General features: G+C 38.3%; 32 protein-coding genes. 28 read left to right on the top strand and 4 right to left on the bottom strand.

Going from position 1 to position 23,958, the window contains the following annotated elements:
- Positions 1-69 precede the first annotated feature (69 nt).
- The 7 genes from UB32_RS01730 to UB32_RS01700 all read left to right on the top strand — a co-directional run bounded on the left by UB32_RS01730 (position 70) and on the right by UB32_RS01700 (position 5,511).
- Positions 70-828 carry an ABC transporter ATP-binding protein gene (locus UB32_RS01730; protein WP_052806919.1) on the top strand — a complete coding sequence of 253 codons (759 nt, stop codon included), beginning with the start codon at positions 70-72 and terminating at the stop codon, positions 826-828.
- Complete coding sequence (locus tag UB32_RS01725; RefSeq protein ID WP_044390682.1) at positions 828-1,583, top strand: ABC transporter permease; 756 nt, start codon at positions 828-830, stop codon at positions 1,581-1,583. The genes UB32_RS01730 and UB32_RS01725 overlap by 1 nt, the downstream gene beginning before the upstream one ends.
- Before the next feature lies 1 nt (position 1,584).
- Complete coding sequence (locus UB32_RS01720; protein WP_044390679.1) at positions 1,585-2,124, top strand: hypothetical protein; 540 nt, start codon at positions 1,585-1,587, stop codon at positions 2,122-2,124.
- 61 nt (positions 2,125-2,185) lie between these two features.
- Positions 2,186-2,317: an aspartyl-phosphate phosphatase Spo0E family protein gene (locus tag UB32_RS01715; protein ID WP_241768403.1), complete on the top strand. Its 132-nt coding sequence runs from the start codon at positions 2,186-2,188 to the stop codon at positions 2,315-2,317.
- Positions 2,318-2,438: 121 nt separating this feature from the next.
- The gene (locus UB32_RS01710) at positions 2,439-3,107 is read left to right on the top strand and encodes a PepSY domain-containing protein (protein ID WP_044390676.1); all 669 of its coding nucleotides are present in this window, start codon (positions 2,439-2,441) and stop codon (positions 3,105-3,107) included.
- A 332-nt stretch (positions 3,108-3,439) separates the two neighbouring features.
- Complete coding sequence (locus UB32_RS01705) at positions 3,440-4,114, top strand: response regulator transcription factor (RefSeq protein WP_044390675.1); 675 nt, start codon at positions 3,440-3,442, stop codon at positions 4,112-4,114.
- The gene (locus tag UB32_RS01700; protein WP_044390673.1) at positions 4,111-5,511 is read left to right on the top strand and encodes a HAMP domain-containing sensor histidine kinase; all 1,401 of its coding nucleotides are present in this window, start codon (positions 4,111-4,113) and stop codon (positions 5,509-5,511) included. Before UB32_RS01705 ends, UB32_RS01700 begins: the two co-directional genes overlap by 4 nt.
- A 312-nt stretch (positions 5,512-5,823) precedes the next feature.
- Here the strand turns inward: UB32_RS01700 and UB32_RS19215 are convergent, their stop codons facing one another.
- Positions 5,824-6,315, bottom strand: coding sequence for a PCYCGC motif-containing (lipo)protein (locus UB32_RS19215; RefSeq protein WP_347230902.1), 492 nt, complete (start codon positions 6,313-6,315; stop codon positions 5,824-5,826).
- A 205-nt stretch (positions 6,316-6,520) separates the two neighbouring features.
- Here UB32_RS19215 and UB32_RS01695 point away from each other — a divergent pair, with 205 nt between their 5' ends.
- The 5 genes from UB32_RS01695 to UB32_RS01675 all read left to right on the top strand — a co-directional run bounded on the left by UB32_RS01695 (position 6,521) and on the right by UB32_RS01675 (position 11,478).
- Positions 6,521-6,889 (top strand): ArsR/SmtB family transcription factor, encoded by a 369-nt coding sequence (locus UB32_RS01695; RefSeq protein WP_044390671.1) that lies wholly within the window; start codon positions 6,521-6,523, stop codon positions 6,887-6,889.
- Positions 6,882-9,023, top strand: coding sequence for a heavy metal translocating P-type ATPase (locus tag UB32_RS01690; protein ID WP_084221680.1), 2,142 nt, complete (start codon positions 6,882-6,884; stop codon positions 9,021-9,023). The genes UB32_RS01695 and UB32_RS01690 overlap by 8 nt, the downstream gene beginning before the upstream one ends.
- A 21-nt stretch (positions 9,024-9,044) precedes the next feature.
- Positions 9,045-9,659, top strand: coding sequence for a class I SAM-dependent methyltransferase (locus UB32_RS01685; RefSeq protein WP_044390669.1), 615 nt, complete (start codon positions 9,045-9,047; stop codon positions 9,657-9,659).
- 167 nt (positions 9,660-9,826) lie between these two features.
- Entirely contained in the window at positions 9,827-10,408 is a 582-nt protein-coding gene (locus UB32_RS01680; protein WP_044390666.1) for a copper resistance CopC family protein, read from the top strand.
- Entirely contained in the window at positions 10,405-11,478 is a 1,074-nt protein-coding gene (locus UB32_RS01675; protein WP_044390665.1) for a copper resistance D family protein, read from the top strand. The genes UB32_RS01680 and UB32_RS01675 overlap by 4 nt, the downstream gene beginning before the upstream one ends.
- Before the next feature lie 294 nt (positions 11,479-11,772).
- Here UB32_RS01675 and UB32_RS01670 read toward each other — a convergent pair whose 3' ends face one another.
- Positions 11,773-13,248: a multicopper oxidase family protein gene (locus tag UB32_RS01670; protein ID WP_052806918.1), complete on the bottom strand. Its 1,476-nt coding sequence runs from the start codon at positions 13,246-13,248 to the stop codon at positions 11,773-11,775.
- A gap of 231 nt (positions 13,249-13,479) precedes the next feature.
- On the opposite strand from UB32_RS01670, the gene UB32_RS01665 reads away from it, so the two are divergent.
- The 16 genes from UB32_RS01665 (at position 13,480) to UB32_RS01585 (ending at position 23,172) form a co-directional block, all read left to right on the top strand.
- Entirely contained in the window at positions 13,480-13,707 is a 228-nt protein-coding gene (locus UB32_RS01665) for an SHOCT domain-containing protein (RefSeq protein ID WP_044390664.1), read from the top strand.
- A 73-nt stretch (positions 13,708-13,780) separates the two neighbouring features.
- Positions 13,781-14,029 carry an SHOCT domain-containing protein gene (locus UB32_RS01660; protein WP_241768402.1) on the top strand — a complete coding sequence of 83 codons (249 nt, stop codon included), beginning with the start codon at positions 13,781-13,783 and terminating at the stop codon, positions 14,027-14,029.
- Positions 14,030-14,055: 26 nt separating this feature from the next.
- Positions 14,056-14,490: a hypothetical protein gene (locus UB32_RS01655; protein WP_052806917.1), complete on the top strand. Its 435-nt coding sequence runs from the start codon at positions 14,056-14,058 to the stop codon at positions 14,488-14,490.
- 56 nt (positions 14,491-14,546) lie between these two features.
- The gene (locus UB32_RS01650) at positions 14,547-14,732 is read left to right on the top strand and encodes a hypothetical protein (protein WP_044390661.1); all 186 of its coding nucleotides are present in this window, start codon (positions 14,547-14,549) and stop codon (positions 14,730-14,732) included.
- Between the two features lie 30 nt (positions 14,733-14,762).
- The gene (locus UB32_RS01645) at positions 14,763-15,047 is read left to right on the top strand and encodes an SHOCT domain-containing protein (protein ID WP_044390659.1); all 285 of its coding nucleotides are present in this window, start codon (positions 14,763-14,765) and stop codon (positions 15,045-15,047) included.
- A gap of 15 nt (positions 15,048-15,062) precedes the next feature.
- Positions 15,063-15,290 (top strand): hypothetical protein, encoded by a 228-nt coding sequence (locus UB32_RS01640; RefSeq protein ID WP_044390658.1) that lies wholly within the window; start codon positions 15,063-15,065, stop codon positions 15,288-15,290.
- Between the two features lie 706 nt (positions 15,291-15,996).
- A complete protein-coding gene (gene lgt, locus UB32_RS01630) occupies positions 15,997-16,818 on the top strand; it encodes a prolipoprotein diacylglyceryl transferase (protein WP_044390656.1) in 822 nt (273 codons plus the stop codon).
- Positions 16,819-17,090: 272 nt separating this feature from the next.
- Complete coding sequence (locus UB32_RS01625; RefSeq protein ID WP_044390655.1) at positions 17,091-17,291, top strand: hypothetical protein; 201 nt, start codon at positions 17,091-17,093, stop codon at positions 17,289-17,291.
- A gap of 219 nt (positions 17,292-17,510) precedes the next feature.
- Positions 17,511-17,762: an SHOCT domain-containing protein gene (locus UB32_RS01620; protein ID WP_044390654.1), complete on the top strand. Its 252-nt coding sequence runs from the start codon at positions 17,511-17,513 to the stop codon at positions 17,760-17,762.
- Between the two features lie 230 nt (positions 17,763-17,992).
- On the top strand, positions 17,993-18,283 hold the full coding sequence (locus UB32_RS01615) for a metal-sensing transcriptional repressor (protein ID WP_044390652.1): 291 nt from the start codon (positions 17,993-17,995) through the stop codon (positions 18,281-18,283).
- A 376-nt stretch (positions 18,284-18,659) separates the two neighbouring features.
- On the top strand, positions 18,660-18,914 hold the full coding sequence (locus UB32_RS20345) for a ubiquinol-cytochrome c reductase iron-sulfur subunit (protein WP_241768401.1): 255 nt from the start codon (positions 18,660-18,662) through the stop codon (positions 18,912-18,914).
- 290 nt (positions 18,915-19,204) lie between these two features.
- The gene (locus tag UB32_RS01605) at positions 19,205-19,756 is read left to right on the top strand and encodes a class I SAM-dependent methyltransferase (RefSeq protein WP_241768400.1); all 552 of its coding nucleotides are present in this window, start codon (positions 19,205-19,207) and stop codon (positions 19,754-19,756) included.
- Positions 19,757-19,981: 225 nt separating this feature from the next.
- Positions 19,982-20,188, top strand: a complete 207-nt coding sequence (locus tag UB32_RS01600) for a hypothetical protein (RefSeq protein WP_044390651.1) — start codon at positions 19,982-19,984, stop codon at positions 20,186-20,188.
- The gene (locus UB32_RS01595; RefSeq protein ID WP_044390650.1) at positions 20,160-20,870 is read left to right on the top strand and encodes a multicopper oxidase domain-containing protein; all 711 of its coding nucleotides are present in this window, start codon (positions 20,160-20,162) and stop codon (positions 20,868-20,870) included. Before UB32_RS01600 ends, UB32_RS01595 begins: the two co-directional genes overlap by 29 nt.
- Before the next feature lie 241 nt (positions 20,871-21,111).
- Positions 21,112-22,488, top strand: coding sequence for a sensor histidine kinase (locus UB32_RS01590; RefSeq protein ID WP_044390649.1), 1,377 nt, complete (start codon positions 21,112-21,114; stop codon positions 22,486-22,488).
- 9 nt (positions 22,489-22,497) lie between these two features.
- Complete coding sequence (locus tag UB32_RS01585; RefSeq protein WP_044390647.1) at positions 22,498-23,172, top strand: response regulator transcription factor; 675 nt, start codon at positions 22,498-22,500, stop codon at positions 23,170-23,172.
- 40 nt (positions 23,173-23,212) lie between these two features.
- On the opposite strand, the gene UB32_RS01580 is transcribed toward UB32_RS01585, so the two are convergent.
- Both UB32_RS01580 and UB32_RS01575 read right to left on the bottom strand, forming a co-directional pair.
- Positions 23,213-23,440: a hypothetical protein gene (locus UB32_RS01580; RefSeq protein WP_128721471.1), complete on the bottom strand. Its 228-nt coding sequence runs from the start codon at positions 23,438-23,440 to the stop codon at positions 23,213-23,215.
- 31 nt (positions 23,441-23,471) lie between these two features.
- Positions 23,472-23,924: a DUF305 domain-containing protein gene (locus tag UB32_RS01575; protein ID WP_044390645.1), complete on the bottom strand. Its 453-nt coding sequence runs from the start codon at positions 23,922-23,924 to the stop codon at positions 23,472-23,474.
- Between the last annotated feature and the right edge of the window lie 34 nt (positions 23,925-23,958).

Below are 23,958 nucleotides of genomic sequence, written 5' to 3'. Positions count from 1 at the left end.
GGGAGAGATTCATAGTCATTCTTTATATTAAATCTGTATTTAAAAAGTGGGTATTAAGGGGGGGTTGAAATGATTAAGGCAACAAACTTAACAAAACAATATGACAACGGTTTTGTGGCTGTTGATTCTTTGAATCTTCAAGTAAATAAAGGGGATATTTACGGGTTTTTAGGTCCGAATGGGGCAGGGAAAACGACGACCATCAGAATGTTAAATGGGTTAATAGAACCTAGTGACGGTTCCGTAACCATTGAAGGCAAAGAGGTAAAAAGTGAAAATGCATCAGTAAGCAAATTAATTGGGGTATTGCCAGAGTCACATGGTTACTATAATTGGATGACTGGCAGAGAGTATTTAAAATTATTTGCTGAACTTTATGGCGTTGACAAGAAAAGGGTCAAGTCGAGGGTCGAAGAGGTCCTTGAATGGGTAGGAATGGCCGGGAAAGCAGATATTCTGATTGGACAATATTCACGAGGGATGAAGCAAAGAATCGGTATTGCGAAAACGATTGTACATGAGCCCTCTATAATCTTTCTTGATGAGCCTACATTAGGTTTGGACCCACAAGGGCAAAAGGATATACAGTCGATTATTACAAGATTGAATCAAGAACAAAATGTTACTGTTTTCATTACATCGCATTTATTAAAAGAGATCTCAGAAATTTGTAATCGTGTAGCCATTGTAAAACAAGGAAAACTGCTTGAAGAAGGGTATTTAGACGAATTAATAAAAGGCTATCGTCTAGTCTTAAAGAATGAGAATCCTACATTAGAGGATATATTCTTCAGTTTAACAGCTGATGAAGTGGGGGGGAGCATTTAATGTCCAGCTTAATAAAAAAAGAAATAAGGGAACATGTCTTTTCCCGAAAAGGCGTATGGATTTTCTTTGCCGTTTCCATTCTATTCAGTGGTTTGACTTATAGTTTTATCTCTGTGAAGGAACTAATTTTGCTTGCTCAAGTCGAAGTTAATATGACTTTCATGAAAGCGTTAATTGGCATCAGTATTTTAGTATCCATCATATTAGGGTCAACAATGGTTTCTGGTGAAAGGGAGCAAGGAACGTTAGAAAGTCTGTTATTAACCCCCTTATCAAAGGTGAAAATAATCCTTTCCAAGGTAGTAGGGATTTTGGTTTTTTGGTTGATCATCTCGGTTATATCGATCCCGTATTTCTATTCTTTGACATATGGAACGAATATGCTGCCTACGATTTTATCCTATTTATATCTGATCGGATTGCCGCTGGTTATTAGTTTTTCATTGCTGTCATTAGCATTTTCTACATGGATATCGTCAAGTAAAAATGCAACGCTTATGTCGATTGTCTTGTTCTTGGTGACCGCCATTCCAATGTTTTTATCAACAACAATGAAAAAGTCAGGATTTGCACATTTAGTTGATTCATTGAGTCCGGTTTCAGCAAGTATGCTGACGTTAAAGGATTGGTTAGTAAATAAATTAAGTTTCTTCTCGATCTTTATGGATAGTGTACCTGTTTTGTGTTTCTTGGGTATATCGATCATTTGCTTATTCTATGCAAGTAAAAAAATGGACTTTTTAGGAGGGGAGTAATTTGGTGAAAAAGGCAGGTATCATTCTGGCGATACTTCTGGGATTTGTCATAACTGGGCAAAGTGCATTTGCCATGGAACAGCCTAATGTTGAGGTTAAAGTAATCTCTCCTAATCAGGTTAAGGATTATCCTGGGAAAGAAACAACAGTTAAAGCACAAGTTACAAACCATACCAACCAATCTATAAAAGATTTAGTCGTATATATCACAATGACGGATATGGGCAAAAAATGGACGGTTAATCTAGAAGACTATAGTGCAGATAAACCTGAACAGGTTAAAGAATTAGGACCCGGTGAAACAAAGGAAGTTTCACTGCCCATCCGTTTTGTGTATACCAGCAATTATTATCTATACGTAACGGCTGCAAGTGCTGATAGTTTAGATATCTATTCAAGTAATGGAATCCCTATCGTAATTATGGGTAACACAAAAATTGATCCGACGACTATACAAGTTGTTTCAATAGCAACACCGCTTATAATCTTGTTTTTGGTGGTGTTGAATTTTATAAAAAATAGAAAGAAGAGAATTGCTTAAGGAATAAAATATGGTGCTGGAAAAAGACTTGTTTTTACTAAAACAGGAGATTGAAAAATTGATGGCAGAAAAGCAACAAGAGTTAAATAATGTAGTCTTGAAATATGGGTTAAGAAGTAAAGAGGCCTTGTATGTCAGTCAAGAATTAGACATAATGATCAATCAAGTAATGAAGATAAAGGCACTCACATAATAAAATGAAAATTTTTTCACCTAAAGGTTATTTTAATTTTAAATTCAATTCAGACTTACTTCATGGTAGAGGCTTAAGATAAGGATGTACCACAGTTCATTAATATGAGGAGGAAGAAAAAATGAAGAAAAAACTTATCGTACCAGCATTGGCAGCTGCGATTGTAGGAGGAGGAGTAGCAGGTTCTCTATTAAACTCTTCCGCATTTGCATCAAGCAATGATAGTAAAAAGGCAGAGGTAACAGATCAACAGGAGCAGCAGCAATTGGCGAAAGAAGCAACCATCACTAAGGAAGAAGCCATTTCAGCCGCACTAAAAGAAGTTGCAGGAAAAGCAGCTGGCACTGAACTTGAAGATGAAGACGGAACAGTTGTTTATGGCGTAGAAGTTACTGATGATCAAGGAAAGCAACAGGATGTAAAAGTGGACGCCAAAACAGGTAAGGTCCTAAAAGTAGAGGCTGATGATGATGAAGAAAATGAAAAAGGAGAGAAGGAAGAAAAAGAAGATAAAGATGGTGAAGTTTCCGATCAACAAGAACAACAACAATTAGAAAAGAAAGCGAAAATTACGGCTGAAGAAAGTACAACTATTGCATTAAAAGAAGTAAAAGGCCAAGTAACGGATACTGAACTTGAAGATGAAGACGGAACTGTTGTGTATGGTGTTGAAATAACAGACGACCAAGGAAAAACACATGATGTAAAAGTAGACGCCAAAACAGGTAAGGTCTTAAAGGTTGATGTGGATGATGAAAATGATTCCGAAAGTGACAGTGAAGAAGAGTAATTCCGTAAATGAATATAGGTCCTGCTTGCTTGTGCAAGTAGGGCTTATTCACTTTATAGGAAATTATAAAATTAATTAGGTGAGGATAACTACTGTGGATGTCATAATCCAGCTCCAGCGCCTAGCCCCTCGAGTCGCTTCGGTCCGCTCTCCAGCGCTTGTCGGGGCTGACCAAGGCGCTTGCGCTTTTGGTCTTTCCTATGAGTGCACTAATTTGAATTATATGTATTTTGTATCATAACTTTTCTTTTTGATTTAAAATAATAGTGTCATTTTAATCAAATTATGAAAGTAGTACAAAATAGATAAAGTAACATTTGGAGGTCACGAATTTGGATATTTTAGTGATTGAAGATGAAGAAGCATTATCGGAATTTATAGTACTTGAGTTAACGCATGAAGGATACAATGTAAGTGCTGCTTTTGATGGGAGAGAAGGGCTTGAACTAGCATTAGAAAGAAATTGGGATGTGATTCTTTTAGATTTAATGCTGCCAAAGTTAAACGGTATCGAGGTTTGCCGAAGATTAAAGGCAGTCAAGGATATTCCGATTATTATGATAACGGCAAGGGACAGCGTAATGGACCGGGTATTGGGGCTCGATAGCGGCGCTGATGATTATATCCCAAAACCATTTGCGATTGAAGAATTACTGGCGAGAATTAGAGTCATCATGAGAAGAGAAGAAAAACGAAATGATTTGCCTAGCATGCTTTTATCATTTAAAGATTTAGAATTAAATATTGAATCAAGATTATTAAAAAAAGGCGAACGATTGATCGAATTAACGAAAAAGGAATATGACTTATTGTTCATGTTCATGAAAAATATTAATCGTGTCTTAACAAGGGAGGTTCTACTGGAAAAAATATGGGGTTATTATGCGGAAATTGAAACAAATGTCGTTGATGTTTATGTAAGACACCTTAGAAATAAACTGGATTCTGTTGATAAAGAAAGTTATATTCAAACGATGAGAGGGATGGGGTATGTGATGAGAGAATGAGAAACGTAAAAGACTTTATTCCAAAAAGCATCAATCTTAAATGGAAATTAACTTTATGGGCTGCCCTTTTAATGCTATTTTTATTTTTTTCTTATAATATTTTGCAGTATTTTGTCATTCAGAACTGGGTAGTTAACCAAGAAAAACAAACCATCCAAAAAAAGATGGAAGAAGTAACAGCCTACATTCAGGATTCAAATTTTAAAGGGAATATTTCGGAAAGTGAACACTATTTAGACATTCTGAATGAAAAATACCAATTGATAAGGATTGTGAGGGAAAACAATTCTCCGCTATTTACGATATCAGACGAGGTACCACAAGGGTGGGTATCTCCGAAAAATGTAACAAAAGAGGAACTGGTGGACTTTTCACCAGAAGGAGATCGTTTGTTGATCCTTAGGAAGCCAATCGAAGTAAATGGCTTTAAAGGAACAGTAGAAATCATCCGTAATTTAGAGAACTTTGATAGCTTGATAAATCAAATATTTATGTTGGTCATCGTAGCAGGAGTGGTTGCTATTCTCCTTAGTTTAATCGGCGGCAGACTTATTTCCTTTCAACTGCTAAAGCCGATTAATTCAATGATAAGAACTCTGAGGAGAATAAAAGAGAATGGTCTGAAAGAAAGGGTTCAAATTAACAAGCAACGAGATGAAATGACAGAGTTAGGGATTATGTTTAATGAATTAATGGATAACTTAGAAAAGTCATTTCAGCAGCAGCAACAATTTGTAGAAGATGCCTCCCACGAATTAAAAACACCCTTGTCCATCATACATGGAAATTTATCGCTGATCAATCGTTGGGGGAAAAATAATCCAAAAGTGTTAGAACGCTCAATTGATTTAAGTTTAAAGGAAACCAACAGACTTATTCACCTGGTTTCGGAATTGTTGACTCTCTCAAGAGCAGAAGAATCTACCACAAACATGAACTCATTGGAAGAAGTCAAAATGAAGGAAGTTATGGAAGATATAGTTGAAAACTTCCAAACAATAAATGATGATTTTAAAATATCCTCCACTATAGATGTTGACACCGATTTTACTATCAAAATACTAAAGAGCCACCTAGAACAAATCATGATCATTATATTAGACAATGCTACTAAATATTCAACAGATGAAAAGATCATACAGATTAATGTAAGGCATACAGACAGGCAATTGAAGATTGAGGTAAAAGATTATGGGGAAGGTATCCCAGAAGAGGAATTGCCTTTTGTGATCAATCGCTTTTATCGTGTGGATAAAGCAAGAAGCAGAAAACATGGTGGAAATGGGCTAGGACTATCAATTGCAAAAAGGTTACTGGATATGTATCAAGGAACTTTAGAAATCGATAGTGTGTATGGGAAATGGACGAAGGTTCAGATTACTATTCCATTAGATTAATAAGTAGTTAACATTTCCAATAACTATGTTGTTCCTATATATAAAATAAATTAAATAGGCCAACTACTCCGATTATTACAAAGGTATTTAACTAAACACTATGCAGGTATTTAATATATAAAATTTTATTGAAAACAGTACTGGGGAATTAAGGAATTAAATCTATTGTGAGAGAAAAGGAAGGAAATATATGGTTTATAGAGAAAGTACTGCCATAATTAAATTCATCGCTTTACAAAGTAAAAATATCGTCAATATATTAGTAAAGTGGCGTTAATCCAAGTAGATTAACGCCTTCTTTGTTTTTCAGTATTATGCTTTTGGTAATGGGGTTGGCGTAGGTTCTATGCCTCCACCTTTGTATTTGTTGTCTATATTTTCCCTAATCGTTCTGAGGTCTGTTCCTTTTTCAAACTCTGATTTCGCCTCACGGGCGATGTCTACGCAGACTTGTCAGCCAAAGCCCATGGTATCTAAGTTTGCCACATCACCTTTTACTGAATCTACAAAACAATTCGTGTTAGATGTATGACCATCTTCTTCGTAACAGCCACAGTAACATGGCATATAATTTAGAACTTCTGGATGTTCTACTGCGAATTGATATGCTTCTAAAATATTTGGATCGTTCGTTAAAGAAGTGACAGAAGACCAATTGTTGCTACCTAGTTCATATTTTAATGACGGCTGAGTTGGGGAACTATGACTGTCACTATGTCCTTCATTGGACTGTTCATTATTACTTGAGGCACAACCGGAAACGATAATAGAGCCAATAATCATTGGTATAATGAATTTTTTCAATTTATTATTACCACACTTTCTATTTTATGCTTTAAATATAGGACTAATTAAAAGTATAACATAATCAAATCTCCCTTTGATGAAGGAAATAAATGATTAGTAATATAGATACTAAAGAAATGAGATAAACTTTGACACTCAAACATATTTTTGAATATAATATATTCAAACAAGTATTTGAATATGGTTTGATGGAGGTGGATTTATGAAAGAGGTCGATGTATGTCAAGTGGCGTGTGTGGATCAAGAAAGGGTTAATCGTGTTAAAGCAATACTTAATCCTGAAGTGACAAAAGATGTGGCCAAGATTTTTAAGGCGTTATCCGATGATACCAGAATGAAAATAGCCTACTCTCTATATTTGGAGGATGAGCTTTGTGTATGTGATGTTGGCCATATTGTAGGGTCTTCAACTGCAACTGCTTCACATCACTTGCGTTTACTTAAAAATATGGGTTTGGCTAAGTATAGGAAGGAAGGGAAATTGGTTTTTTATTCTCTTACGGATGAACATGTAAAACAATTGATTAGTATTGCATTTGAACATCAAAAGGAGTTGAGCAGCCTTGACTGAGGCTTTAGAACAAAATCAAAATACTGAGAAGCACGTTTATCGCATCCAAGGATTCACCTGAGCTGGCTGCGCCACTAAGTTCGAAAAGAACGTTAAACACCTGGATGGTGTTTATGATGCAAATGTAAACTTCGGTGCTTCAAAAATAACGGTTTTTGGAAACACCACTATTGAAGAGCTGGAAAAGGCAGGAGCCTTTGAAAATTTAAAGCTTTATTCAGAAAAAGGTGAGATGAAACCACAGAAAAAAGAACCATTCTGGAAGGAATATTCCACGGTTTTGGCTTCATTACTGTTTGTGGTTTTAGGTTATGTCTCTCAATCCATTAATGGTGAAGAGAGTCTGCCAACGATTGCTGCTTTTCTGGCAGCCATCTTAATTGGAGGATTTTCTTTATTTAAAACAGGTTTTAAAAATTTATTCCGATTAGAGTTTGACATGAGAACTCTCATGACGATTGCCATCATCGGTGCTGGCTTTATCGGCGAATGGAGCGAGGGTGCAGTAGTTGTTATCTTATTTGCAATCTCTGAAGCGCTTGAGAAATATTCCATGGATAAGGCTCGGGCTTCGATTCGTTCATTAATGGATATCGCGCCAAAAGAAGCACTCATCCGTCGTAATGGTCAGGAACTATTGATTAAAGTAGATGATATTCAAATCGGTGATATCATGATCGTAAAGCCAGGTCAAAAAATTGCTATGGACGGAACTGTGGTTAAAGGATATTCATCCGTTAACCAGGCAGCAATTACTGGAGAATCCGTACCGCTGGAAAAATCAGTGGATGATGATGTTTTCGCAGGTACATTGAATACAGAAGGCTTACTGGAAGTAAAAGTAACAAAAAGGGTCGATGATACAACAATTGCGAAAATCATCCATCTGGTAGAGGAAGCCCAAGCAGAGAGAGCACCTTCCCAGGCTTTTGTCGATAAGTTTGCAAAGTATTATACACCGGCCATTATTGTGATTGCTGCACTTGTGGCCATAATCCCGCCGCTTCTGTTCCAAGCAGACTGGAGCGAATGGATTTATCAAGGTCTTGCTGTTCTTGTTGTAGGTTGTCCTTGTGCACTTGTCATTTCAACACCGGTTGCAATTGTAACTGCAATAGGAAATGCAGCGAGGAATGGAGTATTAATCAAAGGCGGAGTTTACCTTGAGGAAGCGGGGGCGCTGAACGCCATCGCATTTGATAAAACAGGTACTTTAACAAAAGGCGTACCTGCAGTTACTGATTATGTAATGCTTGATAATGAGCAGAAAGAAAGTGAGCTGCTGAGTATCATAGCTGCATTAGAATATAATTCTCAGCATCCTCTTGCATCAGCGATAATAAAAAAAGCAGAGGAAAAAGAAATTTCTTTCAAGGACGTAGTTGTAGAGGATTTTTCATCGATTACGGGAAAAGGGATAAAAGGAACAATAAACGGATTAACTTACTTTATTGGAAATCCAAAGTTATTTGAAGAGTTGTTAGATCACAGTATTTCACCTGAAAGCAAAAAAATTAATGATTTACAGCTTCAAGGAAAAACAGTAATGGTTGTGGGTACCACTGATGGTTTATCAGCCTTGATTGCAGTAGCTGATGAAGTTAGGGAAAGCAGCCTTTCCACTATTGCCAGATTGCATGAGCTTGGTATAAAGAAGACCATCATGCTGACAGGTGACAATAAAGGGACTGGAAATGCAATTGGTAAATTAGTCGGAGTGTCTGATATCGAAGCGGAACTTCTTCCACAGGATAAACTGGCATTTATCAAGAAACTGCGTGATGAACATGGTAAAGTGGCCATGGTTGGAGATGGGGTCAACGATGCACCTGCTCTAGCTTCTGCCACTGTAGGAATCGCCATGGGAGGAGCAGGGACTGATACGGCTCTGGAAACTGCAGACATTGCTTTAATGGGCGATGATCTCAAGAAACTGCCGTTTACTATCAAGCTCAGCAGAAAAGCATTAACGATCATCAAGCAAAACATTACATTCTCCCTGGCAATCAAGCTAATTGCTCTTATGCTAGTGATACCAGGATGGCTTACCTTATGGATCGCTATATTTGCTGATATGGGAGCTACTCTTATTGTCACTTTAAACGGATTACGACTTTTGAGGGTAAAAGAATAATTTAATGAACGGGGTTATCAGATGAATAATAATTGGAATCGATTCATCTATAAAATTTGGTCCCCCATCTACGATTACTTTTTTAATTCAGGACTATTTTTAGAAGCAAGAAAACGAGTATTTCAAGATATAGAGTTTAAAGCAGGAGATTCCGTGCTTTTCGTTGGGGTTGGTACAGGGGCGGATATCAATCACGTCCCTTATAACAGCCTCAAGGTAACAGCTATAGACTTTTCAGAAGACATGCTGAATCAAGCAAGAAAGAAGTACGAAGGCGAAAAAATTGATTTTATACAAATGGATGCCCAAAGCATGAACTTGCCAGACAATACATTTGATTATGTCATTGGCAGCTTAATATTGACTGTCGTTCCCGATGGCAAAAAAGCCTTTGATGAAATGGTCCGAGTTACGAAAAGTGGTGGACAGATTGTTGTTTTTGATAAATTTGCTGACAGCACCAGGGACCTTCCACTATCGAAACGTTTTATTCGGCCATTGATTAGAATATTGGGAACAGATATTGGTATATCCTTTAATGCCATCTTGTCTGAGTCTGAGAATGTAAAATTAATAGAGAAAAAAGATATATTATTTAATGGTATGTACCAAAAAATCGTATTAAGGAAAGTTTAATTTGTGTATCTTGCCCACATTTGGAATGGTGAATGTGGGCTTCTTCATGAGTAGTTTATTTATATTTAATTTGAGATCGCAAAGATGGCCTTTCATTTCACTTATCACTGAAATGAAGATACATAGTATGTCATAATAGGAAGTTTTAGTTAAACAGGAGGTATTCATTGTTGAAAAAAATCTTTATGTTAATAATTTTGATCCTACTAAGCATCGATTCAAAAATCGTGGCCTTCGCCCATTCTTATATAAAAGAATCAAAACCTTCAGAAGCAGAAATTGTAAAGGAACCTATTGATATGATAGATATCACCTTTGAAACAAAAATCGAAACAATTGGTGAACTCTTTCTAACATATAATAACCAGACAATTGAAGTGAAAAATATTACGATTGAAGAAGATAAATTAATAGGACAATTAGATAAGCCATTAAGCAACGGGCAGTATAAGGCTATTTGGAAAATAGTCGGAGAAGATGGCCATCCATTGGAGGGAACCATTTCTTTTACTGTTCAAGTGCCCAATCAATATCAAAATGAATCTTCTAACAAAGTAGTTGAAACCGAGAAACAAACTGAGGACCCAGAACAGCCCGCTTTAGAGCAGAAAAAGAATGATAACAATTTGTCTCGAAATGAACAAGTAAATCAAATAGGAAGTTCAACCATTAAAAAGTGGTTTTTGCCATTAGCCTCCTTAACAATACTAATTATGGCATTCTTTCTATTCAGAAAGGATAAAAAATGACCTATTACCTAATAGTATCTGAAACTGTTTTATATGTATCCTTCTCTATTTTAGTGGGAGCTATCATTTTACAGCTCATTCCCGGAAATTATAAACCAACGATTGATATTCCAAGGTCAGTATATTTTCTTTCGATACTGGGAATCATTTTTGCTTCAGTAGGACCACTAGTTCAAGTAGTTTTTTATTTTATTGAAGCATTAGGTTTTTGGCAAACGTTAAAATCAGTTTTATATAATTTTGAAGTAGGGAAAGCTTGGATGTTTACTTCATGGGTAGGACTTCTTTTATATTTCATGGTTTTATATAAGAAACCCAAGTATTTTCAAGCTTTTCTCGTTCTTTTGATGGTAATCGCTGTTGGTTATTCAAGTCATGCGGCCAGTTTATCGTTTTGGTATGGCTTGACCTCTCACACAATACATTTTCTTGGTATAACGGTTTGGACAGGGATATTATTGATTGTTTCTTTCTTCTCTAAAGACTTGCGTAATTGGAGTAAGTTTTTGTCTTGGTTCACACCAACAGCTATTCTTTCTCTAGTTTTAATCATTCTAAGTGGTTTCATGACCATGAAGTTAGTTGTAGAACCTAAAGATTATGTCTCTTCTTGGATGTTGCCATATGGGCAGGCTTTATTAGTTAAACATATACTAATAATTCCTTTAGTAGCTTTTGCGTTTATAAATGGAATATCGATGAGAAAAAAACAATTAGAACATCCCTATCCCTCAACGATTAAATGGATGAAAGCAGAAAGTATATTTATATCATTGATATTTATTGTGACTGGAACCCTGGGAATTCAATCTCCACCGCACGACATTAAAACAATGATACAAACAGAAGGTTACTCTCCATTGTATGAGTGGTTTCATCCATTTTTACCCGATACAGTAGTTAAATTGAACGTAGATTCTTTCTTTATAGTTGGTGGATTTTTATCGGTTATTGTTGTAGTTTTTATGATATTTAGTTTTACTAAAAAAGATTCTGTACTATTGTCAGTCCTTTTTGGGGTATTTTTTGTATTTATTACCTATATTACGCTGATGACTGGTGCTCATTAAGTAAAATGATTTTTTTAAAACCTGAATGTAACTATTTTGGTTTGTGTTTTATTTGAAATAATTGGCTTTACTTTGTTGACTATGAAGAAAAAAGGACAGCAATCTATAGGATAGCAAATAAAAGGAGTTGGGGATAACCCAACTCCTTTTAATGTATTACTATCATCTAAATTTTCACCCAAAGTTTTAAGTGAAAAATTTAATTATCTGATGTTATTTGATAAAGTGGAAAGACAAGTTTATTTCCAGAAAATATTTATAAAGAGTAAAATATGATCTTTTTCAAATCGGTGTTTATTCCACTTTATATTGTCCCATCATGCCGGCGTCTTCATGTTCAAGAATATGACAGTGGTACATGAAAATTCCGGGATACTTGAAAGTAGCAATCGCCCTGACCTTCTCCCCTGGATAGACAAGGAGCGTATCCTTCCAGCCGGATTCATTTGCTGGAGGCTGGCTGCCGTCACGGTCCAGAATTTGGAATTGGATCCCGTGAGCATGGAATGGGTGAGCCATTCCTCCCATCATCCCAGTGCTCTCATTGGAGATTTCCCAGATTTCTGTTGTATTGATATCCATGTACTCATCTATTCGATCCATATCCATTTGTTTACCATTTATATTTACATTTATTCCCATTCCTTGGAAAATGAATTCCCTTGTTTTTAAAGCTTTTGATGGATCTATTTTTACAATTTTTGCTAGTTGGTTTGGGATAATAAAGTCTTTTTGTTTTTTATCAGTTACCATGAATTTCATGAATTCGGTACCTTGGTTTGTTAGTTCAACAGTATCGCCATCTTTAAATTCAGAGAAATCAACTATGATTTCCGCTCTTTCTCCTGGGCTGATCACCAATTTTGTCATCCCGACAGGCTGTTCAAGTAATCCGCCATCGCTCGCTATTTGATAAAAACTCTGGTTATTGCTGAAAAGCAACTCATAAATTCTGGCGTTTGAACCGTTCAACAAGCGAAAGCGCATTTTGCCTTTAGGTACCTCAAGATAAGGGTTAACTGCACCGTTGACAAGAATCGTGCCCCCCTGGAGGCCCATCATGACGTCATGCATTCCCAGTTTGTATTCAAACCTGCCATTTGCATCAAGCTTCTTATCCTGGATCACAAGTGGAATGTCGTTCACGCCGTACTCATTAGGGAGGTTCAAGTTATCTGAGACATCATCATCTACATAGAATAAACCTGCGAGTCCTTTATACACCTGCTCTCCAGTTTTGTGGATCAAGTGCGGATGAAACCATAAGGTTGATGCAGGCTGATTAATCGTAAACTTTGGATTCCAGGTTTCACCTGGCATAATCCGGGAGTGAGGACCGCCATCATTTTCCCCGTCTACTTCAAGCCCGTGCCAGTGGACTGTTGTCTCTTCCTTTAGGTTGTTTTTAACTTTTATAGAAACCTCATCACCTTTTCTGACTCTAATGACAGGACCGAGATAATTTCCATTGTAACCATAAGTGTCTGTCTCTTTCCCCTCAATGAATTCTTTTTTAGCGATTTGAGCTGAAAGCTGGAACTCAGCTTTATTTGGAATCGAACTGGTATTTTTAAGCAGCGGAGGAATAGGTAAAGGAGTGCCCCCGCTGAATGGAATTTCATTATTATCAGTTTCATTCATCATTCCGCCGTTGTTATTTAAAAATTTACTTACTCCAACAGGAACAAGAGAAATAGCTGCTAATCCTGCGGCTCCCTTTAAGGAATAAGAGAGAAATTTTCTTCTATTGTATTTATCGTATTTATCCATTAATGCAGTACCTCCTTATCAAATTGTGTTTTTAACCGGTGGGGGGTATTTTATAATTCTACCTTGTAAATATGCAAAAAGTATGTAGACCGAATTATAATGCACACAAAAATTTTGAAACTCAGGATCAGGATGCCCCTGCTTTTTTATTTTCCTACATATTTTCTCCATGATTCGATTTTATAGTTAAAGCATAGAGGCACACACAACATCACGAAAGGAGGGATTCCGATGATGGGACCTAGTTTTGCGGCTGCTGGCTGCGGGCCGATTGGCTGGTTTATCGGTTTGCTGCTGGTTGGCTTCTTGATCTACTTGCTGTTGAAAAACAAAAAGGGACCGGATCAGCCAAATCGTTCTGATTCCAGTGAAGCGATGGAACAATTGAAAATGAGGCTAGCAAAAGGGGAAATCGGCGTGGAAGAGTACCAGAAAATGAAGGAAACACTCTTAAAATAATCGCGTAACCTCCATACTTTCTACATCTTTTTGATAGAGAATGAAAGTATAAAGAAATGGAAAGGAGAAGGAAATGATGATGGGACCAGGTTACTTTGGAGGCTTTGGGATGGGAGGTGGATCACTGATGATGCTCATCATAATCCTGGCAATCGGTTACCTGCTGTATCTTGCTTTCAACCAGAACCAGAACAGAGGGAACAGCCAAACGCAACCCCGCCAGTCAGGGAGCAATGAAGCACTTGAGGTGGCAAAGGCCAGACTGGCACGGGGTGAAATCACTGTCGAGGAGTTTGAACAAATCAAGGAAAATCTACTATAAAAAACGTAAATAAGGAGTGTTTTATAATGATGAAAAAAACAATCATTACTGGAGCATTGGCAGCTGCCCTGATCGCAACGGGAGGAACGGGGCTATACATGGCATCAGCGAAAGAAAACCCTGCAGGGCCTTTCGATTATATGAAGCAGCAAGGAATTAATTTTAGCAATATGTCCAGCGTCATGGATGAGGGCAATTTTGAAAACATGCAGAAGTACATGGAGAGTCAGGGTGTCGACCTCAATGAAATGAACCAAATGATGGAGTCCGGGAATTTTGAGGATATGCAAAAATTCATGGATGAACAGAATATCAACTTTGGGCAAATGAAGCCATATATGCAGGAAATGCACCCCGATTTGAGCAATCAGGATCTGGAAGAAATGTATAAAGGCATGCATGGGACAGATGGAGCGGCCAACAGCAGGAAATTCGAGGGCATGGGAAATACAGCACTATAAACATACAGGCCGGTTGATCCGGCCTCCAATTAAAAATTTGAGGGAGGAATGGAACGATGTTTGCACTATTGATCCTGGCAATCGGTTTTTATCTGTATAAGACAGGCGATTTGCAAAAATTCTTTGGGAAAACGGATCCTCAGGATACTGGAGATGATCAAGCAAGAAAGATCATTGACCTGAGGTATGCCGCAGGGAAACTTTCTGAAGAAGAATACATGAAACTGAAAAATCTCATTTAATTTTAATATGGTTGAAAGGAGCAGATGAACATGATGGGCGGACATATGGGTTCTTTTGTAAATGGATACGGATTTAACGGTCCTTCTGGCTACAGCCAGTTTGGAATGATGCCGTATTTCAATTTCTCGACACTAATTTTCCTTGGGCTGATTGCGGTTGGAGCTTACCTTCTTTTCAAAAACCGGGCAGCCATCAATCCAAAGCCAGGGAATACACAGGCAATCGAAGCAGAAGAAATGGTAAAGCTGAGATACGCCAGAGGGGAAATCACCTTTGAAGAGTTCCAGCAAATCTTGAGAACCATCCAATCATGATTGGGGTGAAATGAAGTGATAAATCTTGTTTTAATTGCGATCGTCTTCTATTACCTGTTGAGGACAGGCGATTTATTCAAACTGGTCAAGCTGGCAAGGAAGCTGGTCGTTGACCTAATGTTTTCTTTCAAAAGGCAGACACAGGATTCATTTCAAAAGGAATCTCCAGCTGAAGCATTGAAGCTTCGTTACGTTAAAGGAGAAATATCCCAGAGTGAATATGAAAGGATTTCAAAAACCTAATTCTAAAATCTGGCTGCCTATTCGGCAGCTTATTTTAAGGGTTTGGGTTTTACTTTCATATTATTATAAAAGAGACGTAATGAATCCTCGCCCTTCCGTCCAAAGCCAGAGGTCATCGCTAGTGTGAGGCCTATCGGCCGTCTGCTTCCCTTCTTTTGCAAATACAAATACTCCTTGTAATCCATCTTCCTGCATGCAAACTGGGATCCGAGTTCATCCGGCTGGATTCGGTATTGAATCCCATCCTTATTAGCCAATACGACTTGGAAATCACTCCTGGATTATTGACTGGAAGGGATAGGTCTTGTTTAAAGACAATTTTTAAAAAAGTGCAGAAATTAAGGATTGAGCAGATTCATTTAATAAAAGAAACGGTAAATGTCCCAGCATTGACAAATATCAGGAAAAAACGTTGCACAAGTAAAAAAACATGATTTATAGGGGTTTAGATGAGTTTAACGATATGAATGGCTATTTTTTTAAGATGATCATCCTTATAAAATGCACAAATATCCTTTAATATGAAGATGGTTACTTTTTAACCCCCCTAGAAGAAACGGTCTGCATACAGCCGTTTCTTCATTTATAAAGGACCGAACCCGAAGACGTCGAGGAGATACTATACAAAATTATTACGGCGTCTTCATATAAAATTCAAAATTCCTCTGTATGATGATGGATATACGACTTGAATGAGGTGAAGTATGTGGAGAACTTTGAACCAATTAATCGAATAGCCCTGGAATTAGGGCCTATCACTATTTATTGGTACGGTATTATTATTGGATTTGGAATGTTCCTCGGGTGGATAATTGCTACAAGAGAAGCGACCAGACGTGGTTTGCAACAGGATGTGTTTTCGGATTTGTTGCTCTGGGCTATTCCTATCTCGATTCTTAGTGCGAGACTTTATTACGTTTTGTTCAAACTGGAATATTATTTGGACAATCCGGGACAAATTATCGCGATTTGGGAAGGTGGCATCGCCATTCATGGGGGATTGATCGGAGCAGTGGCAACAGCCATTGTCTATGCGCGAAAAAAAGGGATTTCCTTCTGGCAGCTCGCAGACATTGCTGCTCCAAGCATTATACTTGGCCAGGCGATAGGCCGCTGGGGAAACTTCATGAATCAGGAAGCGCACGGCACAGAGGTGACAAGAGTATTCCTTGAAAATCTAATGCTTCCAGACTGGATTATTAATCAAATGTATATAGATGGAAATTACTATCATCCAACCTTCCTTTATGAATCATTATGGAATCTCGCAGGATTCATTATCCTCCTTGGAGTCAGAAAGCTTGGAGTCAAACGAGGGGAAGTTTTTCTTACTTATCTCATCTGTTATTCTGCAGGCAGATTCTTTGTGGAGGGACTAAGAACAGACAGTCTAATGTTGACGGATGGTTTTAGGATAGCCCAGATCATGTCACTGGCTTTAATTGGCATAGCTCTTTTTCTATTCTGGTTTAGAAGGTATAAAGGGTTATCGGCAATGGGGTATAAAGATAAAACGGTCCAAAGGTAAGAGCACTTTCAACATCTACATTTGAATCTTATAAATGCTAGCTTGGAGACGCGATTGAATTATTGAAGAAGGAACTATCCCCATGCCCAAATAAGTTGCTTATAAGCCACCAGGGGCATGGCAACAGAGCAAACAGCATTACTTAGCAGTATATGCATATGAAAACGCAAGGTGTATGAAACCTTGCGTTTTAAACATTCTTATTTAACAATTTGGACTATAAGGAATAAATGATATAGTTAAGGTAACGTTTTTAAAAGGAGAATACTAGTATGGTAATACAACCAAATATGTCATCAAAGTCAATTATTGAGATTTGGGAAAACTCCGTGGTTGTCTTCCAGAAGTATAACATATCAATTTCAGCAGTACCTTTAGAAAAAGTGGTTGATGGCAATCGTCTTAATACACTACTTAAGGAATTAAATAATTTTCTAGGAAGTTCCTCGGCAACTTGTGTTGAAGGCGGATGACAACTTCCATCTAAACAGGAGTAGGTTACTCCTGTTAACATTATAAAATTCTGGAACCCCATAGTACCTAGTGTTATGGGGTTCTTCATCTTGGAGACTAACATTCTGAGGTGAACCTTTTTACATAAGAAAGTGCACGTCTTTCCATAACACCCTTCAATTCTTAACTTAATACCCGCACGGGAATAAATAGAGTAGATCAGGAAAGGAGTGTAGTTTATGATGAATGGTGGCGGGCCCGGTAATGGGATGGGAACAGGATTTTTTGGTCCAGGAATAATGGGAATACTGCTGGTCATTATAGTCGTGGTGGTTATAGCTGTAGCCATAGTGTTTTTTAAGAATAAGTCAAATCACAGTTCAACCAACACTGACGGCAACAACTCACTTGGGACATTGAAAGAAAGACTTGCGAGAGGTGAAATTTCAGAAGAAGAGTACGATCGTTTAAAACAAAAATTAGAGCAGTAATAGCACTTCTCGGTGGGTCGTCTTAGAGCCTCTCCTCACCGTCTCACATGTGGAGGGTACCTTTTAAATAGAAGCGCCAAGTACGGAAATATATTGTCTTAAGCGGCACGGAGCCGCTTTTTTCTTTTTAAACTTTACCCATACTCTTCAGTGAAAAATTCCTTAGTCTCGACAAAATCTCCATACCTTTTGTTTAGAATGATATTTAAATTACAAAAGGAGGGGACGGCATGTTCTATAGCAAAGAAACAGTAAACCGCCTTAAGAGAATTGAGGGCCAAATCAGCGGGGTTGGTAAAATGATGGAATCAGAAAAAGCATGTGCTGATGTTGTGAACCAATTGTCCTCTATTCGAAGTGCCACAGATAGAGCATTAGCTTACATTGTCGCAAACGATCTCCAAAATTCTCTCATAAATGACAAACACTCCATAAAAGAAGACTATAGTGCAGTAAATGAGGCTGTAAATATGTTAGTGAAAAGTTCATATATTTCTGCACAATTTGAGATGAATCAGTGAAACGATAGATTTACACTCCTTTTATCAGGGATGCATTCTGCGTACTTAAAGACGACATCAATGCAAATTTCACATTCATAATTTTTGCGGAATTATTTGGTAGTGTTTGATCAAAAACATGGAGATGAAGCTACATGTTGAATCGCCGGAAGTTTTTGGGGAAGTCTTTAAAAGGGACAGCAGGGATGTTGGCCCTTTCCTTTCTGCCGGCAGGTTTAAGTGCCTGCAGTAAAGAGGAAAGTAATATTGACACCAGTTCTATGGTAAATCTTGGTCCTTTAAACGAATTGGAGAAGGGCCCTTTCCAAAGAAAGTTTCTTATAAAGTAACAGTCCAGGATGGTTGGACAGAACAAAATCTGGACGGTTTTGTTAATGTGAACAAAACGAAGGAAGATGAATTGTTAATTATGTCTCCAGTATGTACACATCTCGGTTGCATCGCAGGTGAAGCGGAAGAAAAGAAAGTAAAGGAAGGAATTCAATTCTACTGTCCTTGTCATGGAGGAGAATATAACAAAAATGGAATAAATATTGGAGGACCGCCGCCAAGGCCATTGGATATTTTTGAAGGGTTTGTTAAGGATAACGACGTTTATATTCCTGTGTTAAGTCCGGCCAAAAGGACTTGAGATGTTTCCATAGCACATCAAGTTACAGAACTGTAGCCAAGGCGATTAAGGAATGGCGGAAATGACTTCGAAAACCTTACACTAAAAACCTGCTGACTATTTGGCGGCTTGCTTAGTTTTTCACATCCCCTATAAAAGGAAGAGGTTAGCTACAACATTTCTGCAGAAGTTGCCGTAAAATGGGCACATACCAAAAAGCAGATTACTCATCAGAAAGGATGGCTTCTGTTGGATCAAAATCTAAATGAAAAAAAAAAAGGTACAACCGAGTCTCGAAAGTTTATGACAGCATGGACAAAATGATCAGGGAAGACTGGAGGCGTGACTTGTTAAACCTTGCTTCCGGAAAAGTACTTGAAGCGGGGGTTGGGACAGGAGCGAACCTCGCTTCCTACCCAGACAGCATTCAGTCCTTGACTGGAGTGGATTTCAGCAGCGAAATGCTGAAGTATGCTAAACAAAAGGCATCCCGGCTCGCTCCTTATAACATCGAACTCATTGAGGCGGATATTCAGGAACTTCCCTTTCCAGACCACACCTTCGACACGATTGTCTCTACCTGTGTTTTTTGTTCCGTTCCCGACCCGGTACAGGGGTTGAAGGAGTTAAGAAGGGTTTGCAAACCGGATGGACAGATATTGATGCTCGAGCATATGAGAAGCGAAAACCCGATGGCGGGGGTGGTTATGGATGTGCTTAACCCCATAACAGTAAGGATGTGGGGTGCAAACATCAACCGTGAAACGATGGAAAATATTAAAGCAGCCGGATTATCCGTTGTAGGCGAAAAACGTCTGATGAGTTCAATCATGAGAAGACTGGTGTTATCTCCAGATAAATAGGCGAAAAACGGTTCAGGATATGAACCGCTTTTGTGGTGATTTAGTTTGTTTTTTGTGCTTTCATAAGTATAAGCTTCGTATTCGGACAAGACCGAGTTTTCAATAAAAGTACACTCTTAAATCTCAACCTTTACTCTTACTAATGATTGCCTGGAAAACAACTAATATTGCTTCTCCGTGTCACATATAGATAGAAGAGAAACCATGACAGGGGAGGACAGGCCAATGCAGATGTGGGAGAACTTGCTGGAAATGCCTGATGTCAAAAAGGCTGAATATAAGGAAGTATCTGGCGGCCGATATTTTAAGCTAAGGGCAGAGCCGATAAAAAGGGAGATTGTTTCAGGCATTGTCATTGATGGTGTTGGATACAACAATTCAACCTCGGCCCCTCTTTTAGTAGTTGTGGAGGGAGAAAACAGTCTATATTGAAGTTGAAAACAGACTCGAAGAAAAAACAGCGCTCCATGTACATGGACTATCAAAGCCTAATGTTCAAGATGGAATGCCGGAAATTGAACCAACTCCCTTTATCCATCCTGGAAAGTCACACCTGTATCAATTTGTAGCATGGCAAAGTGGTTCCTTTTTTTATCACTCCTCCAATCCGTTGCAAGAAAGCAATGGTTTAATGGGTGTATTGATCGTATTGCCAAGACAGGAGATAAAAATCCCTAACCGGGACTATGTATTGTTAATACAGCAATGGGAAATTGACCAGCCAGCGCTGAGTTCTTTGGAGTCAGAGGTGTTCAAGCCAAAGAACTTGAATCGTAACCCTAATTTTTTCACTATTAATGGAAAAAGCTTTCCGGACACAACACCACTCGATGTCCGCTACGGTGAGAAAGTAAGGGTACGGTTCATCAATAATGCCAACATGTCCCATACAATGCATATTCATGGGCATGATTTTAAAATAATCGAAGAAGATGCGTTTAAAAGAAAAGGGAAATATCTTGATACAATTAATCTGCCTTCAGGAAAAAGGTTTGATGTTGATTTAGTTGCTAGTAATCCAGGTATATGGCCGGTAAACGGAACGAAGCCATTCCACAAAACGAACAATGGAGTATCTCCTGGAGGGATGATCACAAGGTTACGCTATATTTAACGGTTCATTACTTAGTAGATTTCTTGAAAAAGAAATAAAGAATCCGCTTGGTGTTATTCCAGAGCGGATTTTTATGTGAAAATTTTCCTCTCCATGAAATCTCCATATTTATCAAGTACTCTTAAAGTGGAAGCTTCCATATCAGGAATGCAGTTTACTTACGCTAATCAATATAGTGTATGATAGATTAAAAAGACCGGAAAAATAGCAGTGATATAGAATAAATACCAGGGAGCATCCGATGAAATGGTATAGCAGATTCAATAGTGTATCTTTTAAAATTGGGATGATTTTCAGCGTCGTCTTCATTGCCTTGCTGCTGATCTTTGGATTGACGATGTACGGAATGTTTACAAATATTTTCGTCGATTATATTGAGCAGGAGCTGGTTGCGAGGGGAAACAATCACGCTAGTATTCTGAAAAAGAATTTTAAACAGTCAACGATTGACCATGTCGTTATGATGGAACAGGAAGTGCCAACAGAGGTTTTGATTTCCGATCCTGCTGGAAAAATAATCGCATCGTCTGCTGTTCCAGACAATGAAATGCTGGAGCATATAAATGCAGCTTCAAAGATTAAGGAAGGGAAAATTGCGGTAGGTGATTGGCGACAGCATAAATATGTTATATCTGTATCTCCCATAGGAAATGGTGAAGGCTACATTTATATGTATTACCCTTCATCCATTCTAAGAGACATTGTGTTCACCATGAATGTGCTCATCATTTCTGCAAGCATTGGCATCTTCCTTCTGGCATTTGGTTTGATTGGCTTCCTGTCGAGAAGGCTGACAAAACCTCTTTTGCAAATGGAGGAAGCCACAATGAACATGTCACAGGGGAAATACAGGCAGGAAATTTTTTATAAAGGCGATGATGAGATTGCGAAGTTAGGGAGCTCCATTCAGGCGCTCGGGGAGCAGCTTCAGTATTTTGAAGACAGCAGGAATCAGTTCCTTTCTGCGGTATCGCATGAAATCCGTACTCCACTCACTTATATCAGGGGCTACAGTGATGTATTGATGAAAGGCATGGCGAAAGATCCAGAGGAGAACCTCAAATATTTAGACATCATCAATAAGGAAGCTCAGCGTATTTCTTTTATGATCAATGATTTGTTTGAAATGAGCAAGCTGCAGGTAGGACAATTCGAATTGAATAAAGAACAGGCAGACATAAACAGAATCATTGAAAGAGTGGCTTCAAGCCTTAGACCGGCAGCAGAGAAAAAAGGGCTTGAAATTACAACGAATCTGGAAAGTGACCTTCCGTACTTAAATATGGATATTCACAGAATGGAGCAGGTTTTCTATAATCTGATTGAAAATGGAATCAAGTATTCAACCGAAGGCAGGGTATCAATTCGTTCTTTCCTAAAGAAAAGTCTTGTCATCATTGAGATAAGCGATACAGGCATAGGCATACCCCAACAAGAAATTCCACTTGTTTGGGAGAGGTTTTACAGGGTCGACCAATCAAGAGCAAGGAAAACGGGAGGAACGGGTCTCGGACTTTATGTGGTAAAGCAAATCATCGAGGCTCACGATGGTGATATCCAAGTCGAAAGCATGGAAAACCAAGGATCGGTTTTCACTATATACTTAAAAAACCAATAGGAGACAGTGATGAAAAAAATATTGGTAGTAGACGATGAATTTGAAATGAGACAGCTGATCGGGCTATATCTGCGGCAGGAAAGTTATCAAGTCGAAAATGCCGAAAATGGTCAGGAGGCTTTCGAAAAAGTAAAAAGGAATGATTTTGACCTAATCATCCTTGATATCATGATGCCTTTGGTGGATGGCTGGCAAACGATCCAACATGTCAGGAAGGTATCCGATGTTCCGGTCATCATGCTTACGGCTAAAAGCTCAGTCAAAGACAAGGTGGCCGGGTTGTCCAGTGGGGCAGACGATTATCTGGTGAAGCCTTTTGAGGCAGAGGAGCTGCTTGCGAGGGTCAAGGCTCTGCTAAGAAGATCCAAGAGTAAAGGAGCAGAGGATGAGATCCTGAAGTATCAAGGAATTATTATCAATCTTACTGCCAGGGAAGCCGTTTATAAGGATGTAATGTTATCCCTGACACACACTGAGTTCGATCTTCTGCATGCATTGATTGAAAATCGCGGCACGGTCCTGACGAGGGAGCAGCTTGTTGATAAGATTTGGGGCATCGAGTTTACGGGAGATGACCGGACTGTCGATTCCCATATCAAGAACCTCCGTGAGAAGCTGAAAACTGCCGGAATCGGCAAGAACATCGTCAAGACAGTCTGGGGATTGGGATATAAAGTAGAATAAAGGTGATCATATGAAACGTTTATTGCCGGCTATAATATTGTCATTCTTCATACTGATGGGAATTTTTCTCCTTGTATTTGTCGTTCGGATGGTCTGGTTTCCTCCAGGACATATGGGCATGATGATGGGACGGGGAATGATGTATAATCATATGGTTTTTTGGTTCAGTCAGCTGATCTGGGTGGTTTTTATCATTGCGGGTATTCTCTTGGTCGTTTGGATTATTCTCAATAGAAAGCAGAAATAAATGACAGCTGTAAGAAAGCATTAAAAAAGCCTCATGGAGGCTTTTTTTGATGCTATTCTTCATCTTCAAGGTCATCTATTAATTTCTTCATTTCAGAAATCTCTTTCTTTTGGGCTTTAATAATGCTGTCTGCTAAACTCCGGACTCTTGGGTCTGTTATCTGAGCCCGCTCACTTGTTAAAATGGCGATGGAATGGTGGGGAATCATGGCTTCCATATAGTCTACATCATCAACCAAGACCTGGCTTCGCAATAAATAGAGTGAAACGAAGAAAACGACAAGGCTTCCAACAGCAATTCCTATGTTTAATTTGCGGTTTTTTAACATATTGCGCATAAAAGCCAACATAATCACAGCCATTGTGGCCCCCATTAAAAGGGCCATATAAGCCCTGGTTTCACTGAAAAAAACATGATCCAGCTTAAATGTGCTGAGATATTTAAAGATAAACATAACAATTGTAGAGACAATAACCATTCCGGCAAATTTCATATACGGTTTCATTAAAAAATCACCTCTAAAAATATTTTTTTGATGT

Source organism: Mesobacillus subterraneus (assembly GCF_000934845.1).
Lineage (GTDB): Bacteria > Bacillota > Bacilli > Bacillales > Cytobacillaceae > Mesobacillus > Mesobacillus stamsii.
This window is presented reverse-complemented; position numbering and strand designations above follow the sequence as displayed.

Bases quoted from the DNA above. Each gene is read 5' to 3' on its own strand.
- UB32_RS01730 (WP_052806919.1), top strand. From the start codon at position 70: ATGATTAAGGCAACAAACTTAACAAAACAATATGACAACGGTTTTGTG.
- UB32_RS01725 (WP_044390682.1), top strand. From the start codon at position 828: ATGTCCAGCTTAATAAAAAAAGAAATAAGGGAACATGTCTTTTCCCGA.
- UB32_RS01715 (WP_241768403.1), top strand. From the start codon at position 2,186: ATGGCAGAAAAGCAACAAGAGTTAAATAATGTAGTCTTGAAATATGGG.
- UB32_RS01710 (WP_044390676.1), top strand. From the start codon at position 2,439: ATGAAGAAAAAACTTATCGTACCAGCATTGGCAGCTGCGATTGTAGGA.
- UB32_RS01700 (WP_044390673.1), top strand. From the start codon at position 4,111: ATGAGAAACGTAAAAGACTTTATTCCAAAAAGCATCAATCTTAAATGG.
- UB32_RS01695 (WP_044390671.1), top strand. From the start codon at position 6,521: ATGAAAGAGGTCGATGTATGTCAAGTGGCGTGTGTGGATCAAGAAAGG.
- UB32_RS01685 (WP_044390669.1), top strand. From the start codon at position 9,045: ATGAATAATAATTGGAATCGATTCATCTATAAAATTTGGTCCCCCATC.
- UB32_RS01675 (WP_044390665.1), top strand. From the start codon at position 10,405: ATGACCTATTACCTAATAGTATCTGAAACTGTTTTATATGTATCCTTC.
- UB32_RS01670 (WP_052806918.1), bottom strand. From the start codon at position 13,248: ATGGATAAATACGATAAATACAATAGAAGAAAATTTCTCTCTTATTCC.
- UB32_RS01665 (WP_044390664.1), top strand. From the start codon at position 13,480: ATGATGGGACCTAGTTTTGCGGCTGCTGGCTGCGGGCCGATTGGCTGG.
- UB32_RS01660 (WP_241768402.1), top strand. From the start codon at position 13,781: ATGATGATGGGACCAGGTTACTTTGGAGGCTTTGGGATGGGAGGTGGA.
- UB32_RS01655 (WP_052806917.1), top strand. From the start codon at position 14,056: ATGATGAAAAAAACAATCATTACTGGAGCATTGGCAGCTGCCCTGATC.
- UB32_RS01650 (WP_044390661.1), top strand. From the start codon at position 14,547: ATGTTTGCACTATTGATCCTGGCAATCGGTTTTTATCTGTATAAGACA.
- UB32_RS01645 (WP_044390659.1), top strand. From the start codon at position 14,763: ATGATGGGCGGACATATGGGTTCTTTTGTAAATGGATACGGATTTAAC.
- UB32_RS01625 (WP_044390655.1), top strand. From the start codon at position 17,091: ATGGTAATACAACCAAATATGTCATCAAAGTCAATTATTGAGATTTGG.
- UB32_RS01620 (WP_044390654.1), top strand. From the start codon at position 17,511: ATGATGAATGGTGGCGGGCCCGGTAATGGGATGGGAACAGGATTTTTT.
- UB32_RS01615 (WP_044390652.1), top strand. From the start codon at position 17,993: ATGTTCTATAGCAAAGAAACAGTAAACCGCCTTAAGAGAATTGAGGGC.
- UB32_RS01605 (WP_241768400.1), top strand. From the start codon at position 19,205: ATGGACAAAATGATCAGGGAAGACTGGAGGCGTGACTTGTTAAACCTT.
- UB32_RS01600 (WP_044390651.1), top strand. From the start codon at position 19,982: ATGCAGATGTGGGAGAACTTGCTGGAAATGCCTGATGTCAAAAAGGCT.
- UB32_RS01590 (WP_044390649.1), top strand. From the start codon at position 21,112: ATGAAATGGTATAGCAGATTCAATAGTGTATCTTTTAAAATTGGGATG.
- UB32_RS01585 (WP_044390647.1), top strand. From the start codon at position 22,498: ATGAAAAAAATATTGGTAGTAGACGATGAATTTGAAATGAGACAGCTG.
- UB32_RS01580 (WP_128721471.1), bottom strand. From the start codon at position 23,440: ATGCTTTCTTACAGCTGTCATTTATTTCTGCTTTCTATTGAGAATAAT.
- UB32_RS01575 (WP_044390645.1), bottom strand. From the start codon at position 23,924: ATGAAACCGTATATGAAATTTGCCGGAATGGTTATTGTCTCTACAATT.